Source organism: Bacteroides thetaiotaomicron VPI-5482 (assembly GCF_000011065.1).
In the GTDB taxonomy this organism is placed as follows: Bacteria; Bacteroidota; Bacteroidia; order Bacteroidales; family Bacteroidaceae; genus Bacteroides; species Bacteroides thetaiotaomicron.
The window spans coordinates 2,466,692-2,484,313 of record NC_004663.1 but is presented as its reverse complement, the minus strand read 5'-3'; the positions used below and the strand labels follow the sequence as shown (position 1 = coordinate 2,484,313).

Here is a 17,622-nt window from a genome sequence, read left to right as displayed (position 1 = left end):
CTTCCCGAAGGAGGAGATTTAAGATACTATTGACTTTTTAGTCAGTCCCTTATGACAATTCTATAATTTCTTCGTTGCAGTTAGTCAGTTTCTCAACTCCTTCGTTTGTCACTACCCAAGAGTTTTCGATACCTACAGGGCCTACACCGGGAAGAACGATTTTCGGTTCGAGAGCAAAGACCATGCCCGGTTCCAGCTCCTGCTTGATGCGCGGAGCAAGTACAGGCGCTTCGTTGATTTCAAGTCCGATGCCGTGACCAATGAACTTGGCTTGTTGTCCCGTTCCCATAAACTTATCGGCAAAACCTGCTTGGGTAACCATTTCGATTGCAGTGTTATACAGCATTTCGCAGGGAATGCCGGGTCTGGCTATCGAAGCGATCTTTTCCTGGATATCCAGACAAACTTGGTGAGCGGTATATGCTTCTTCCGACAATTTGCCGATAGAGAACACACGGCTCATATCGCCCATATATCCGTTGAAGTTGCCTCCCAGATCGACCATAACACTTTGTCCTTCTTTCAGCGGAGTCTTGTCAGCGCCTCCGGGCAGGGCAGGATCGAGTCCGCGACCCCCTAAAGCAAAATCGTAGGGAGAAGGATAACCGGCATTATCTCCGGTCAGCACACTTCCCATGAAGATTTCCATGCTGCGTCCAAACACGCGGAAGATGCCGAGGCAACCTTGAAGGCGCATCAGACGTTCGATTTCTATCGAGAACTCGATATCTGTCATTCCGGGGTAATATGCGAACGGAATCTGTTCGTATGCCTTGGCATGTGCCATGCCCGAACGACGGAACATTTCGATTTCGATAGCTGTCTTCACGCTGCGTGCCTGACGGATCAGCGGTGTCCCGTTCACGACTTCAGCGTCCGGGAACAAACCTGCCAGACGAACATATTCGGTATAAGGAAGTTCGTCGCCTTCCAGCATCAGTTTAGTGGGCAAAGGCAGACCTTTTTCTTTCAGAATATCGACGATCTGTTCCGGCTTGCGGATGGGGAACGAGTGTTCGCCTGTGATATTGTTGGGCCGCTTGAAAAACAGCAGTGCCGGTGAATGAAGAGGGAGATAAAGATAGCCGCTGACTACACAGCCATAGGTGTAGATTAAATTTGCATTACAAGTAATGAGGGCGGCATCAATGCCCTGTGACACCATCAGACTGCGAATCTTGTCGCGGCGGAGTTTTAATTCGGGTTGTAGCATTTTTTATTGTTATTACTGTATAATGCTACAAAGATAATTAATTCCATTGAAGAAAATAATGTTAATCTCAAAAAAATAGCGCTACCCGCGTCCTGTCACAGGAGGCGAGCAGCGCAAACCACAAATACAAATACAACTAAACAAAGTCTCTTTTAAATAACGCCTTGTCCCATCATAGCGTGAGCTACTTTCATGAATCCGGCAATGTTAGCTCCCTTCACATAATTGATATATCCGTCGGGTTCTGTACCGTATTTCACGCATTGTGCATGGATACCGTGCATGATGGCGTGGAGTTTTTCGTCCACTTCAGCAGCGCTCCAGCTCAGGTGCATGGCGTTCTGAGACATTTCCAGCCCGGAAGTGGCAACACCACCAGCGTTGACTGCCTTACCCGGAGCATACATTATTTTCTTTTCGATAAATAAGTCGATTGCTTCCGGTGTACATCCCATGTTGGAAATTTCTCCAATGCAAAGAACGTTATTTTTTATGAGATTTTGTGCATCTTCTCCATTTAATTCGTTCTGAGTAGCGCAAGGAAGTGCAATATCTGCTTTTACTTCCCACGGACGCTTGCCTTCTACGAAGGTTGCACCCGGATATTTTTCGGCGTAAGGAGCAACGATGTCATTGCCCGAAGCCCGAAGTTCGAGCATATAATCTATCTTTTCTCCGCTGATGCCGTCCGGATCGTAGATATATCCGTCCGGTCCGGAGATCGTAATTACTTTGGCACCCAATTCGGTCGCCTTGGTGGCAGCGCCCCAAGCTACGTTACCGAAGCCGGAGATAGCGACTGTCTTGCCTTTGATATCTATATTTTTTGCCTGCAACATCTGATAAACGAAGTACAAACCGCCGAAGCCGGTAGCTTCCGGACGAATCAGCGAACCGCCGAACTCCAGTCCTTTTCCGGTAAAGGTTCCCGTAAATTCGCGGGTCAGCTTCTTGTACATACCGAACATATAACCTACTTCGCGTCCGCCTACACCGATATCACCGGCAGGTACATCCATGTCCGGTCCCAGATGGCGCCACAATTCAAGCATAAACGCCTGACAGAAACGCATGATTTCAGCATCGCTCTTGCCACGGGGCGAGAAGTCCGAACCGCCTTTGCCGCCACCCATCGGAAGGGTAGTCAGCGCATTCTTGAATGTCTGCTCGAAGCCGAGGAATTTCAAAATGGAGAGGTTGACGGAAGCATGGAAACGGATACCGCCTTTGTACGGACCGATTGCATTGTTGAACTGTACACGATAACCGAGATTGGTCTGAACTTCCCCTTTATCGTCTACCCAAGTGACACGGAAAGTGAAGATACGATCAGGTTCTACCAGTCTTTCTATGATCTTGACCTTTTCAAATTCGGGATGCTGATTGTATATATCTTCGATCGAAAGAAGAACTTCTTTTACTGCTTGAAGATACTCTAATTCACCGGGGTGCTTTGCCTCCAAAGAGGACATGATTTTCTGGATGTTCATGATATCATATTTTAAAAGGTTATTCTGATAAAATGTAAACTGCTCACACTGCAAATATAGGAAAATTTTTCAAATATGATTGGTTTTATGGTGATATTTTGATTAAATAATGATAAAATGATAGTGATAGGTAATAAGTAATAGGTAATAAGTAATAAGCTGCGCTGTAAACCGCATGGTTATTACCTGTTACCTATTACTTATTACCTATTATAAACTTTATAAAGAAGATGATAGCAAATGAGATTTAAAAAATTAACTTTGCAGGGTAAACGTCAAGTAGACTGTACTATGAATCATTTCATTATGGAATAAAAAATAGAAAGAGACTATGCTCAGCAAGTATAAATTAAACCAGCTTTACTTCAAAGATACGCAATTCGCCAATTTGATGACACGGCGGATTTTCAATGTTCTGTTGATTGCCAACCCGTATGACGCTTTCATGCTGGAAGATGACGGACGCATTGATGAAAAGATATTTAATGAATATACATCCTTGTCACTTCGTTATCCGCCTCGTTTCTCACAGGTTTCTACGGAAGAGGAAGCATTGACGCAGTTGGAGAATATGTCATTCGATCTGGTGATCTGTATGCCGAGTACGGGAGACAATGACAGTTTTGATATCGGGCGGCACATCAAAGAGAAATACGAACATATTCCGATCGTTATCCTGACTCCTTTCAGTCACGGTATTACAAAGCGGATTATCAACGAAGACCTGAGCGCATTTGAATACGTATTCTGCTGGCTGGGCAATACCGACCTGTTGGTTTCTATTATCAAACTGATGGAAGATAAGATGAACCTCGAACATGATGTGCAGGAAGTAGGCGTGCAGATGATACTTTTGGTGGAAGATGGCATCCGGTTCTATTCTTCCATTCTTCCCAACCTGTATAAATTCGTGTTGAAGCAGAGCCAGGAATTTTCTACCGAAGCTCTGAATGCGCACCAGCGCACGCTTCGTATGCGTGGGCGTCCTAAAATCGTTTTGGCGCGTACGTATCAGGAAGCGATGGAAATCTATCGCAAATACCAGAATAATATATTAGGAGTCATTACCGACGTCCGTTTCCCGAAAGTGGAACGGGGCGAGAAAGACGGTCTGGCAGGTATCAAGCTTTGTGCCGCCATACGCAAAAACGATCCGTTCGTACCGTTGATTATCCAATCCTCCGAATCGGAAAACTCTTCGTATGCCGCCAAATACGGTGCCAGCTTTATCGATAAGAATTCTAAAAAGATGGACGTTGACCTGCGGCGCATCGTTTCCGATAACTTCGGGTTCGGTGACTTTGTGTTCCGCAATCCGGAGACCGGAGAAGAGATTGCCCGTGTGCGGAACCTGAAAGAGCTGCAGAATATCCTGTTTGCCGTGCCTGCCGAGTCCTTCTTGTATCATATCAGCCGGAATCACGTTTCGCGCTGGCTCTATTCGCGTGCCATGTTTCCGGTAGCCGAGTTTCTGAAGCCGATCACGTGGACCAGTCTTCAGGACGTAGATGCACACCGCCGGATTATCTTCGAGGCGATCGTGAAGTACCGGAAGATGAAAAATCAGGGAGTGGTTGCCGTCTTCAAACGTGACCGTTTCGACCGTTACTCCAACTTTGCCCGTATCGGCGACGGTTCGCTGGGAGGAAAAGGCCGTGGCCTTGCCTTCATTGATAATATGGTGAAGCGTTATCCCGAATTTGAAGAGTTCGAAAATGCACGGGTGGCAATTCCTAAGACAGTGGTACTGTGTACCGATGTCTTCGACGAGTTTATGGAGACCAATAATCTTTATCAAATCGCTCTATCGGATGCCGACGATGATACGATTCTACGATATTTCCTGAAGGCGAAACTGCCCGACCGGTTGGTAGAGGACTTCTTCACCTTCTTCGATGTGGTGAAATCCCCGATTGCCATCCGTTCATCCTCTTTGTTGGAAGATTCTCATTATCAGCCGTTTGCTGGAATATACAATACGTATATGATTCCTTATCTGGACGACCGTTACGAAATGCTCCGTATGCTTTCCGATGCGATCAAAGGAGTCTATGCGTCGGTTTACTTCAGAGACAGTAAAGCCTATATGCAGGCTACATCGAACGTGATCGACCAGGAAAAGATGGCAGTCATCTTGCAGGAAGTTGTGGGAAATCAATACGGAGACCGTTACTACCCGTCTATGTCCGGCGTGGCACGTTCGCTCAATTATTATCCCTTGGGAGATGAAAAAGCCGAAGAAGGCACGGTGAACCTGGCTCTTGGATTAGGAAAATATATTGTAGACGGAGGTATGACGCTCCGTTTCTCTCCTTATCACCCGAATCAAGTGTTGCAAACCAGTGAAATGGAAATAGCCCTGAAAGAAACACAGACCCGTTTCTACGCATTGGACTTGAAAAACGCAGGGCATGATTTCTCTATCGACGACGGCTTTAACCTGTTGAAACTTCATGTGAAGGAAGCCGAAAGTGACGGTTCGTTACGCTATATCGCTTCTACTTACGATCCGTATGATCAGGTGATCCGTGACGGTTTGTATCCCGGTGGACGCAAGGTAATCACGTTTGCCAATATCCTTCAACACGATGTATTCCCGCTGGCACGCATCCTGCAACTGGTTTTGAAGTACGGTGAACAGGAAATGCGGCGCCCGGTGGAGATTGAGTTTGCCGCGACCTTGAGCCGTGAACAAGATAAGACGGGTACATTCTACCTGTTGCAAATCCGCCCGATTGTGGACAGCAAAGAAATGCTGGACGAAGACTTGACGCTGATACCGGATGAAGACGTGGTGCTCCGTTCCAATAACTCATTGGGGCATGGCGTCATGAACGAAATTTATGATATCGTCTACGTCAAGACGGATGGATACAGTGCTTCGAACAATCAGGCCATTGCCTGGGAAATAGAGAAAATGAACCTGCAATTCCTCAATGCAGGAAGGAATTATGTGCTCGTAGGTCCGGGACGTTGGGGCAGCAGTGATACATGGCTGGGCATTCCGGTGAAGTGGCCGCATATCTCCGCCGCCCGTGTGATAGTGGAGGCCGGACTGACCAATTATCGTGTAGACCCGAGTCAGGGAACTCACTTCTTCCAGAACCTCACTTCGTTCGGCGTAGGCTATTTTACGATCAATGCCTTTATGAATGACGGAGTCTACAATCAGGATTTCCTCAACGCCCAACCTGCGGTGGAAGAAACGAAATTCCTGCGTCATGTCCGCTTTGAAAAGCCGATGGTAGTCAAGATGGATGGTAAGAAGAAGCTCGGTGTTGTTCTGATGCCGGGGATTGACTGATCTCTTTCCGGTTGATAAATAAATAAAACAAAAAAGTTCTGCTCTCATTGGAAAAGCAGAACTTTTTTTAAATAGTTCCGTTGGTTTTAAACCAACGGGGCATTCCTTTTAAAGGAATAAAAAAGGATTTTTATTCTGCTGATATACATCTGTTTACTGTTCTGTCGAAAAAAAGAGCATAAATCCGTCGGGAAATATGCTCTTTCTTTTACAAATGGTTGGTTGTTCTTTTATTCTTTCAATGCTTCTTGCAGATCAATGCCCAATGCTTTGGCGACTCCGGCACCGTATGCGGGGTCTGCTTTGTAGCAGTTGCGGGTGTGACGCTGTTTGATGAATAATTCGGAGTCTCCCATAGCACGTGCCGTGTTTTCAAACAGAAGTTGCTGCTCGTCTGCCGGCATCAGTCGGAACAGATCGCCCGGCTGGCTGTAGTAATCATCATCGTATTCGCGTTCATTATAATTGTATATCTCTCCGTTGCCGGATGCTTTGAGAGGCGGTTCTTTCATGTGAGGAGAGTCTTTCCATTCTCCGTAGCTGTTGGGTTCGTAGCCTTTGGTTGCACCGTAGTTGCCGTCTACACGCATGGCTCCGTCACGGTGGTAAGCATGGAACGGGCAACGGGGTTTATTCACCGGAATCTGTTCGGAGTTCACTCCGAGACGATAACGCTGTGCATCGCCGTAAGAGAACAGACGTCCCTGTAACATCTTGTCCGGTGAGAATCCGATGCCGTCTACGGTATTGATCGGGTTGAAAGCAGCTTGTTCTACTTCTGCGAAATAGTTTTCCGGATTACGGTTCAGTTCAAGGATTCCGACGTCTTGTAGCGGGAAGTCTTTGTGCGGCCATACTTTGGTCAGGTCGAACGGGTTGATGCGGTAATGGTCTGCTTCCTCTTCCGTCATTAACTGAATCTGGAATAACCATTTCGGGTAATCTCCCTTTTCGATGCTTTCAAAAAGGTCGCGTTGATGAGATTCGCGGTCTTTGGCGATGATCGCTTCCGCTTCCTGATCTGTCAGGTTTTTGATTCCCTGCAAGGTGCGCAGGTGGAATTTCACCCAGATACGCTGGTTGTCCGCATTGATAAAACTATAGGTGTGGCTTCCGAATCCGTGCATATGGCGATAGGAGTAAGGAATGCCGCGAGGGCTCATAGTGATTGTCACCTGATGAAGCGCTTCGGGCAGAAGTGTCCAGAAGTCCCAGTTGCTGTTAGGGCTGCGCATGTTCGTTTTCGGGTCGCGCTTGATGGCATGATTCAAATCCGGAAATTTAAGCGGATCACGTAAGAAAAAGACAGGAGTGTTGTTTCCGACTAAATCCCAGTTGCCCTCTTCGGTGTAGAATTTCATGGCAAAACCGCGGATATCACGTTCGGCATCTGCCGCCCCACGCTCTCCGGCTACGGTAGAGAAACGGACGAAACACTCAGTTTGCTTTCCGACTTCGCTGAAAATAGCTGCACGGGTGTACTTCGTAATGTCGTGAGTGACGGTAAATGTACCGAAAGCTCCCGAACCTTTGGCGTGCATACGTCTTTCCGGAATCACTTCACGGTCAAAATGAGCCAGTTTTTCAATAAGCCATGGATCTTGTAACATGACAGGTCCGCGTTGACCTGCGGTTTGCGAATTCTGATTGTCGGCAATGGGACGACCGTTCGCGGCAGTTAGTTTTTTTTCTTCCATAAAATAGATGTTAGTCGGAGGCAAAGTTTAAATAAACCGAAGTCTTTTTTATTCTTCTGTCCGGGTTTATAATATGTAACAAAGATAGACCGATTTTGCTTGCTTGTCAAACTGATAATTTCTATCTAAAGATAGAGAATAACTATGAACAATCTTTAAAACCTCCGATATTTTTTATTTCAAGTACATCTTTCATCCAAGTCATGTACTTCTTTTACCTTTTTCTTCTACATCATTTGCCAGAGTGAAGTACTTCCTGTCACTCACTCTTTTATATGTTTGCCTGCACTCTTTTACTTGTTTTTCACCACTGCGGTACAACATAAAAAAACTCCCGTCCTTCCTTTCGGAAGGCGGGAGCCTTTATCTTAAAAATGACTATAGCTTTCTTATATTTTGCTGATTATACGATACCCTGAGCCATCATAGCTTTGGCAACCTTCATAAATCCGGCTACGTTAGCACCTTTTACATAGTTTACATATCCGTCGGCTTCAGTACCATACTGAACGCAAGCTTCGTGGATATTCTTCATGATGCTCTTCAGCTTTTCGTCTACTTCTTCAGCGCTCCAGCTCAACTTGATGGAGTTCTGAGTCATTTCAAGACCTGATACTGATACACCACCTGCATTAGCTGCTTTACCCGGAGCGTACAGAATCTTAGCGTCTTGGAATACACGGACAGCTTCCGGAGTAGAAGGCATATTTGCACCCTCAGATACAGCTATACAGCCGTTTGCTACCAACTGACGGGCGTGGTCGCCGTTCAATTCGTTCTGAGTGGCAGAAGGCAGTGCGATATCGCATTTTTCACCCCAAGGCTTAGCTCCTTCTACATATTTGCAACCATATTTCTCTGCGTATTCGCGGATACGGCCACGGTACAGGTTCTTCAGTTCCATGATGTAATCCAGCTTTTCGCGGTCGATACCGTCCGGATCGTAGATGTAACCGTCAGAGTCGGAGCAAGTAACTACTTTACCACCCAGTTCGATTACTTTTTCGATTGTATATTGAGCTACGTTACCCGAACCGGAAACAAGACAAACTTTACCTTTCAGGTCAGTACCTTTGGTTTTCAGCATTTCCATCAGGAAGTAGATGTTACCGTAACCGGTAGCTTCCGGACGAATCAGTGAACCACCGAATTCGCGGCCTTTACCAGTGAATGTGCCGGTAAATTCGTGAGCCAGCTTCTTGTACATACCGAACATGAAACCTACTTCGCGGCCACCTACACCGATATCACCTGCAGGTACGTCAGTTTCGGGACCGATGTGACGCCACAGTTCCAGCATGAATGCCTGTACGAAACGCATTACTTCAGCGTTTGACTTACCACGTGGAGAGAAGTCGGAACCACCCTTACCACCACCCATAGGCAGCGTAGTCAGTGAGTTTTTGAATGTCTGCTCAAAGGCAAGGAATTTCAGGATGGAAAGGTTTACAGATGCGTGGAAACGGATACCGCCTTTGTACGGGCCGATAGCGTTGTTGTGCTGAACACGGTAACCCATGTTTGTCTGAATATTACCTTTGTCGTCCATCCAAGTTACACGGAACTGAAATACTCTATCAGGAATACACAAGCGTTCGATTAAGTTTGCTTTGTCAAACTCCGGGTGTTTGTTGTATTCTTCTTCAATAGTAGAAAGTACTTCTTCTACTGCCTGATGATACTCCGGTTCGTTGGGGAACCGTCTTTTCAGATCGTCTAATACCTTTGCTGCATTCATAATCTTTTTTTCTTTTATTGGTTGATTAAATTTCGATTACCTATTTCTTTTATGCGGTTGCAAAAGTAAAGATAAAAATTGAACTAGCAAACATTTTATAAAGAAAAATGCAATAAAACATCAAATTTGATATTTTATTGCATTAAAACTCAGAAAAAAGATATTTATTTATTCTTTTTCATCGACTTATAGACAGGAATAAAGACTAATGCTGCCGAAATGACAAGCATTACTATCGTCATACCGTCAATACGTTCGGCTTTTGTGAGAACTAAATAGCAAAGCGCCAGCCAAAGCAGGCTGACGCAAACTATTTGTGATTTTGATAACGGCCTTCTCATCGGCTTTCGTTTTTCTTCTTCACTACGATGGCGTCGATCACGGCTACGGCTGTGATGTTCACGATGTCGCGGACAGAACTTTCAAAGTCAGTGAAATGGATAGGCTTGTTCAATCCCATCTGGATAGGGCCGATAAATTCCGTATCGGGGTCCATTGCCTGCAGCAGTTTGTATCCTGCGTTGGCGGAGCTCAGGTTCGGGAAGATCAGCGTATTCACGTCTTTACCTTTCAGGCGGGTGAACGGATACTTGGCGTCACGCAGTTCGCGGTTCATGGCAAAGTTCACCTGCATTTCACCGTCGATGGCGAGTTCCGGATATTCCTTCTGCATATAGTTCACTGCTCCGTGCACTTTGACAGGGCTGCCGGAGGTATCGGCGCCGAAGTTGGAGTACGACAACATCGAGATGACCGGTGTATGGTTGAAGAAACGGACTGTCTTGTCAGCCAGTTTGGCGATGTCAATCAGAGTTTCCGTATCCGGATGACGGTTGATCAGCGTATCTGCCAGGAAGTAGGTACCCTTCTTTGAATTAAGAATGTGCATCGTTCCGAAATGGTTGAATCCGGGCTGGATGCCGATTACTTCTTTGGCAACTTTGATGGTGTTGCTGTATCTTGTGTAGAGTCCGGTGATAAATGCGTCTGCATCTCCGGTTTCTACCATCATCATACCGAAGTAGTTGCGTTCGAACATCTTGTCGTTGGCTTCTTCGTAGGTAAAGCCTTCGCGGGCACGTTTTTCGGCAAGGATGCGTGAGTAGCGTTCGCGGCGTTCCGACTCGTCCGGATGGCGGAGATTGACGATTTCGATGCCTTCCAGGCTCAGGTCGAGTTCTTCGGCCAGTTTGCCGATTGCTTCGTCGTTTCCTAATAAGATAGGATGGCAGATGCCTTCGGCTTTTGCTTCGACGGCGGCTTTCAGCATGTTGGGATGGATGCCTTCGGCGAATACGACACGTTGCGGGTTGCGGCGGGCGGTGTCATAAAGCTGGCGGGTCAGTTTGGATTCGTATCCCATCAGTTCGCGCAGATGAACGCAGTAAGCGTCCCAGTCTTTGATTTCCGTGCGTGCCACTCCGCTTTCCATGGCTGCTTTGGCTACGGCACAGGAAACTTCAGTGATGAGGCGCGGGTCTACCGGTTTCGGGATGAAGTATTCCGGACCGAAAGAGAGGTTGTTGACGTGGTATGCTGTGTTCACTACATCAGGTACAGGCTGTTTTGCCAGATTGGCGATAGCGTGTACTGCTGCGATTTTCATTTCTTCGTTGATCGCTTTGGCCTGTGTATCGAGTGCGCCGCGGAAGATGTACGGGAAGCCGATTACGTTGTTGATCTGGTTCGGATAGTCGGAACGTCCGGTTGCCATCAGTACGTCGGGGCGGGCGCTCATTGCATCTTCGTAAGAGATTTCCGGTGTCGGGTTTGCCAGTGCGAATACGATCGGCATGGGAGCCATGCTGCGCACCATGTCCTGACTCAGTACGTTACCTTTGGACAAGCCGAGGAATACGTCGGCGCCTTTGATCGCTTCTTCCAGTGTGTGGATATCCGTGCGGTCGGTGGCAAAATATCTTTTCTGTTCGTTGAGGTCGGTACGTGTCTTGCTGATAACGCCTTTGCTGTCCAGCATGACGATATTTTCGAGGCGTGCCCCCAGTGATACATATAATTTGGTACAAGATACGGCAGATGCTCCGGCACCGTTTACGACGATTTTCACATCCTCGATTTTCTTTCCGGCCACTTGCAGGGCATTTACCAGTCCGGCGCTGGAGATGATAGCGGTTCCGTGCTGGTCATCGTGCATCACAGGGATGTCAAGCTCTTCTTTCAGACGGCGTTCGATTTCGAAACATTCGGGAGCTTTGATGTCTTCCAGATTGATACCGCCGAAAGTAGGAGCGATTGCTTTTACGGCAGCGATGAATTTCTCCGGGTCTTTCTCGTCCACTTCGATGTCGAATACGTCGATACCTGCGTAGATTTTGAAAAGCAGACCTTTGCCTTCCATCACCGGTTTGCCGCTCAGTGCGCCTATGTCACCCAGTCCGAGTACGGCTGTACCGTTAGAAATAACAGCTACCAGGTTGCCTTTGGCTGTGTATTTGTAAGCGTCCTGCGGATTCTTCTCTATTTCGAGGCAAGGCTCTGCCACACCGGGAGAGTATGCAAGTGATAAATCAGTTTGAGTACTGTAAGGTTTGGTAGGAACTACCTCGATCTTACCGGGTTTGCCCTGCGAATGGTAGAGCAAAGCGGCTTCTTTGGTTATTTTAGCCATGGTATTGGTATTTTTATTAATAAGTTATCATTTGGCTGCAAATGTAGGAATAAAAGTTATACATTGTTGTCTTTAGATGATAATTTCTATTAATTTTATAGCAAAATGACTGATTTTGCACAAACTTATGGTTGCTATCCGGGTCTCTGTACTCCTTAATGTATAATGGTTATTTCTTTTTTCTGATTGCTATATAACATATCTGTTTTGATATTCTCTGGGCGACATTCCTTCATGCCGTTTGAAATATCTTCCTAAATACGACTGGTCCGGGAAACCGAGCCGGTCGGCTATATCCTGCATTGTCAGCTCCGTGGACTGGAGCAGTACTTTGATTTCGAGAATGGCGAAATCATCAATGATCTTCTTTGCGGAATCTCCGGTCACACTGCGGCAGATACCTGTCAGATATTTGGTCGAAATACAAAGTTCGTTGGCGTAGAAGTTAACTTCCCGTTGTGAAATGCAGTTTTCGTGTACTAATGCGACAAACTTCTTGAAGATTTCGTCCTGTCGGCTTCCCCCTTCTATTTCCTGTTTGTCGAAGTAGCGGTAGCATTTATCGTAAATGTCCAGCATGAAAGACTGGAGATGATTCTTGGCTATCTGATTGCGGAAGCGGTTCTCGCGATCATTATAAATAGCAGTTGTCGCCTGTATCAATCCGTTGATTGCTCCGGTATCCTTATCGGGAAGTACATAGCATGGTTTTTCCTTCATAAAACGGAAGAAGGTCGGTTCTAACCGCAGGCAGGCTTCCCGAAACATATCCTTTGGAAATCCGAAAAAGGAGGCTGTGAAGTCACTGCTGCTTCCGTTGATGCGGATAATGCTTCCCGGGAGCAGTACCACCTGAGTGTTTTTGACGATTTCGTACTCTTTCAGATCGATGGTGACGTGTGCCCATCCACTGCGGCAGAAATAGATGGCACCCCCTTCCATTTTCCAGAGGTGATGCATGATAGGTGACAAATTCTCATCGCTTCCGGCAACGAATGATTCCCGGAGAACGGCAAGGGTAGAGTTTCTCTGTATCATAACTATTCTTATTTAGTGGGCAAAAATAGGACTTTTTCACTAAATATCGCTCATATTGTTCCGAAAATGAACAAAACTCTAAACACTATGACCAGTTTTCTATGGTGAAAAGAGTCTACCTTTGCCGCGATCAAAAATTTTAATAGGTAACACAATGAGTAAAAAGGTATGTAAAATGAAGCAAGGGCTATTATTGCTCGGCTGTCTGGTTGCTGCTGCAGGTTGTAAGCAAGCTCCACCCACACAAATGGAAACAGGATATGAAGTTATGACCGTCTCTCCGACCGACCGGATGATTTCGAGTGCCTATTCGGCGACTATCCGCGGACGTCAGGACATCGATATTTATCCACAGGTAGGCGGTACGCTGACAAAAGTCAGTGTCACCGAAGGACAGCGGGTGAAGAGCGGACAGACGCTGTTCATCATCGACCAAGTGCCGTATGAGGCAGCCCTGCAGACGGCAGTGGCGAATGTAGAGTCAGCCAAAGCGTCTCTGGCGACGGCACAGCTGACTTACGACAGCAAAGAGGAACTGTATAAGGAGAATGTAGTTTCCGCTTTCGATCTGAGTACGGCAAAAAATTCTCTTCTGGCTGCCAAAGCGCAACTGGCGCAGGCCAAGGCACAAGAAGTGAGCGCCCGTAATAACCTTTCTTATACGGTAGTGAAGAGTCCGGCAGACGGAGTGGTAGGTACATTGCCTTATCGCGTAGGTGCGTTGGTAAGTTCCAGTATCCCCGAACCGCTGACCACCGTTTCCGACAATTCGGATATGTACGTTTACTTCTCGATGACGGAAAACCAGTTGCTGGGATTGATTCGCCAGTATGGCTCTAAAGACGAGGCGCTGAAAAGTATGCCCGCCATCGATTTGCAGCTGAACGATAAATCGGCTTATCCCGAACAGGGACAGATCGAGTCTATCAGCGGAGTCATTGACCGTTCGACGGGTACTGTCAGCCTGCGTGCCGTTTTCCCTAATAAGGACGGATTGCTGCACAGCGGCGGTGCGGGTAACGTAGTGATTCCGGTACAGAAAACGGGAGCTTTGGTGATCCCGCAGGGAGCTACTTTCGAAATACAGGATAAGAGATATGTATATAAGGTAGTAGACGGCAAAGCGCAGTCCAGTCAGGTGCAGGTGACCCGTGTGAACGGCGGCCGCGAATTTATCGTGGATGAAGGACTGTCTCCGGGCGATGTGATTGTGGCGGAAGGCGTAGGATTGCTTCGTGAAGGTACTCCGATTAAGGCAAAGACTGCCCAGGCATCTACGACAACTACTGAAAATTAAACAAAGGAGGAATCATCCATGAATTTAAGAACCTTTATTGAACGCCCCGTATTATCGGCAGTCATCTCTATTACGATTGTCGTTGTGGGTATCATCGGGCTGTTCAGTCTGCCCGTCGAACAATATCCCGATATTGCTCCGCCAACCATTATGGTGAGTACCACCTATTATGGCGCCAGTGCGGAAACTTTGCAGAAGAGTGTGATTGCTCCTTTGGAAGAAGCGATCAATGGTGTGGAAGACATGACTTACATGACTTCTACCGCCACCAATGCCGGTACAGTGAGTATCACCGTGTACTTCAAGCAGGGAACAGACCCGGACATGGCAGCGGTCAACGTACAGAACCGCGTGTCGAGAGCGACGGGACAGCTTCCGGCAGAAGTAACGCAGGTCGGTGTGACAACTTCCAAACGTCAGACGAGTATCCTGCAGATGTTCTCGCTCTCCAGTCCGGACGATAGCTACGATGAAAACTTCCTCTCCAACTATATCAGTATCAATATCAAACCGCAGATTCTTCGTATCTCGGGGGTAGGTGACCTGATGATTATGGGAGGTGAATATAGTATGCGTGTATGGATGAAGCCGGACGTGATGGCTCAGTACAAACTGATTCCGTCGGACATCACCGGTGTGCTAGCCGAGCAGAATATCGAATCGGCTACCGGTTCATTTGGTGAAAACTCGAACGAAACCTATCAGTATACAATGAAATATAAAGGACGTCTGATCACTCCGGAAGAATTTGGAGATATTGTCATTCGTTCTACGGACAATGGTGAGGTCCTGAAGTTGAAAGACATCGCCGAGGTACAGTTGGGACAGGATAGCTATGCTTATCACGGTGGAATGGACGGTCATCCGGGCGTTTCGTGTATGGTGTTCCAGACGGCAGGCTCCAATGCGACCGAAGTCAATCAGAATATTGATGAACTACTTGAAGAAGTCCGCAAAGACCTTCCGAAAGGAGTGGAACTGACGCAGATCATGAGTTCGAACGACTTCCTGTTCGCTTCTATCCATGAGGTGGTGAAGACGTTGATCGAGGCGATTATCTTGGTTATCCTTGTAGTATATGTGTTCTTGCAGGACTTCCGTTCTACGCTGATTCCTTTGGTGGGAGTCATTGTTTCGCTCATCGGTACGTTTGCTTTCATGGCGCTGGCAGGATTCAGTATCAATCTGCTCACGCTGTTTGCGCTCGTGCTCGTCATCGGTACGGTGGTGGACGACGCCATTATTGTCGTCGAGGCGGTGCAGGCACGCTTCGACGTGGGGTACAGGTCGTCCTATATGGCAAGTATCGATGCAATGAAAGGTATCAGTAATGCTGTTATCACCTCTTCGCTGGTGTTTATGGCAGTATTTATTCCGGTATCCTTCATGGGCGGTACTTCCGGTACGTTCTATACCCAGTTTGGTCTGACGATGGCGGTTGCCGTTGGTATTTCCGCTATTAATGCGTTGACGCTGAGTCCGGCATTGTGTGCGTTGCTGCTGAAGCCCTATATCAATGAAGACGGTACGCAGAAGAATAACTTTGCGGCAAGTTTCCGTAAAGCATTCAATTCGGCTTTCGATATTCTGATAGAGAAATACAAGAATGTGGTGCTGATCTTTATCAAACGCAGATGGCTGGCATGGTCGCTGCTCGTTTGCTCCGTAGTGTTGCTTGTATTCCTGATGAACACGACGAAGACCAGTCTGGTGCCGGACGAAGACCAGGGTGTGGTATTCGTCAATGTAAGTACGGCGGCCGGTAGTTCGCTGACTACGACCGACGAAGTGATGGAACGCATCGAAAAGCGTCTGATGGATATTCCGCAGATTAAGCACGTGCAGAAAGTGGCCGGCTACGGATTGCTGGCAGGACAGGGAAGCTCGTTCGGTATGTTGATTCTGAAGCTGAAACCGTGGGACGAACGTCCGAATGACGAGGATAATGTACAGGCAGTCATCGGTCAGGTGTACGGTCGTACGGCCGATATCAAGGATGCCAGTGTCTTCGCTATTTCGCCGGGTATGATTCCGGGTTACGGTATGGGTAATGCGCTGGAACTCCATATGCAGGATAAGATGGGCGGTGATATCAACGAATTCTTTACCACTACCCAGCAATATTTGGGGGTATTGAACCAGCGTCCGGAAATTGCGATGGCATATTCTACGTTCGATGTGCGCTATCCGCAGTGGACGGTAGAGGTGGATGCAGCCAAGTGTAAACGCGCAGGCATTACACCGGATGCGGTACTGAGTACACTGTCCGGTTATTATGGCGGTCAGTACGTGTCCAACTTCAACCGTTTCTCCAAAGTATACAGAGTCATGATTCAGGCAGACCCGCAATTCCGTCTGGACGAAACCTCACTGGACAATGCTTTCGTACGTATGTCGAACGGAGAGATGGCTCCGCTGAGCCAGTTCGTAACGTTGACACGCAGCTACGGTGCAGAGTCGCTGAGCCGTTTCAATATGTACAATTCCATCGCCGTGAATGCGATGCCGGCAGACGGATATAGTACGGGAGACGCTATCAAGGCCGTACAGGAAACAGCCGTACAGTCTCTTCCCAAGGGATATGGCTATGATTACGGAGGCATCACCCGTGAGGAAAATCAGCAAAGCGGTACGACTATGATCATCTTTGGTATCTGCTTCCTGATGATTTATCTGATTCTGAGTGCATTGTACGAGAGCTTTATCATTCCGTTCGCCGTGCTTCTGAGTGTGCCTTGCGGATTGATGGGAAGTTTCCTCTTCGCATGGATGTTCGGACTGGAGAATAACATTTACTTGCAGACAGGTTTGATTATGTTGATCGGTCTGTTGGCAAAGACGGCCATCCTGTTGACCGAATACGCTGCCGAACGCCGTAAGGCAGGCATGGGACTGATCGCTTCCGCGGTAAGTGCAGCCAAAGCCCGTTTGCGTCCGATTCTGATGACAGCGTTGACGATGATCTTCGGTCTGTTCCCATTGATGTTGTCCAGCGGTGTAGGAGCCAATGGTAACCGTTCGCTGGGTACGGGTGTAGTCGGTGGTATGACGATCGGTACGCTGGCATTACTTTTCATCGTGCCTACTTTGTTTATCGCTTTCCAGTGGTTGCAGGAACGCTTACGCCCTGTGCAGAGCAGACCTACGGAAGACTGGCAGATCGAGGAAGAAATCAAGGTGAGTGAAGAAGAAAAATCTAAAGCAGGAAAAAAATAA

General features: G+C 47.3%; 10 protein-coding genes. 3 read left to right on the top strand and 7 right to left on the bottom strand.

The genetic code is table 11. The annotated features are described in order from the left end of the window. Nucleotides 1–49: 49 nt before the first annotated feature. Both BT_RS10000 and gdhA read right to left on the bottom strand, forming a co-directional pair. A complete protein-coding gene (locus BT_RS10000) occupies nt 50–1,213 on the bottom strand; it encodes a M24 family metallopeptidase (protein WP_008766347.1) in 1,164 nt (387 codons plus the stop codon). A gap of 152 nt (nt 1,214–1,365) precedes the next feature. Continuing rightward, complete coding sequence (gene gdhA, locus BT_RS09995; protein WP_008766346.1) at nt 1,366–2,703, bottom strand: NADP-specific glutamate dehydrogenase; 1,338 nt, start codon at nt 2,701–2,703, stop codon at nt 1,366–1,368. Between the two features lie 331 nt (nt 2,704–3,034). Here gdhA and BT_RS09990 point away from each other — a divergent pair, with 331 nt between their 5' ends. Beyond that, nucleotides 3,035–6,007 (top strand): PEP/pyruvate-binding domain-containing protein, encoded by a 2,973-nt coding sequence (locus BT_RS09990; RefSeq protein ID WP_008761136.1) that lies wholly within the window; start codon nt 3,035–3,037, stop codon nt 6,005–6,007. Nucleotides 6,008–6,237: 230 nt separating this feature from the next. On the opposite strand, the gene BT_RS09985 is transcribed toward BT_RS09990, so the two are convergent. From BT_RS09985 to BT_RS09970, 5 genes are all read right to left on the bottom strand, one after another. Further along, complete coding sequence (locus BT_RS09985; RefSeq protein ID WP_011108073.1) at nt 6,238–7,704, bottom strand: catalase; 1,467 nt, start codon at nt 7,702–7,704, stop codon at nt 6,238–6,240. 403 nt (nt 7,705–8,107) lie between these two features. After that, nucleotides 8,108–9,442 carry an NADP-specific glutamate dehydrogenase gene (locus BT_RS09980; protein WP_011108072.1) on the bottom strand — a complete coding sequence of 445 codons (1,335 nt, stop codon included), beginning with the start codon at nt 9,440–9,442 and terminating at the stop codon, nt 8,108–8,110. 164 nt (nt 9,443–9,606) lie between these two features. Then, a complete protein-coding gene (locus BT_RS24355; protein ID WP_008761139.1) occupies nt 9,607–9,783 on the bottom strand; it encodes a hypothetical protein in 177 nt (58 codons plus the stop codon). Further along, nucleotides 9,780–12,071: an NADP-dependent malic enzyme gene (locus tag BT_RS09975; RefSeq protein WP_008766293.1), complete on the bottom strand. Its 2,292-nt coding sequence runs from the start codon at nt 12,069–12,071 to the stop codon at nt 9,780–9,782. Before BT_RS09975 ends, BT_RS24355 begins: the two co-directional genes overlap by 4 nt. 189 nt (nt 12,072–12,260) lie before the next feature. After that, on the bottom strand, nt 12,261–13,109 hold the full coding sequence (locus BT_RS09970; protein WP_011108071.1) for a helix-turn-helix domain-containing protein: 849 nt from the start codon (nt 13,107–13,109) through the stop codon (nt 12,261–12,263). 154 nt (nt 13,110–13,263) lie between these two features. Between BT_RS09970 and BT_RS09965 the strand changes: the two genes are divergently transcribed. Both BT_RS09965 and BT_RS09960 read left to right on the top strand, forming a co-directional pair. Further along, nucleotides 13,264–14,406, top strand: a complete 1,143-nt coding sequence (locus tag BT_RS09965; protein ID WP_011108070.1) for an efflux RND transporter periplasmic adaptor subunit — start codon at nt 13,264–13,266, stop codon at nt 14,404–14,406. Between the two features lie 18 nt (nt 14,407–14,424). Next, complete coding sequence (locus tag BT_RS09960; RefSeq protein ID WP_011108069.1) at nt 14,425–17,622, top strand: efflux RND transporter permease subunit; 3,198 nt, start codon at nt 14,425–14,427, stop codon at nt 17,620–17,622.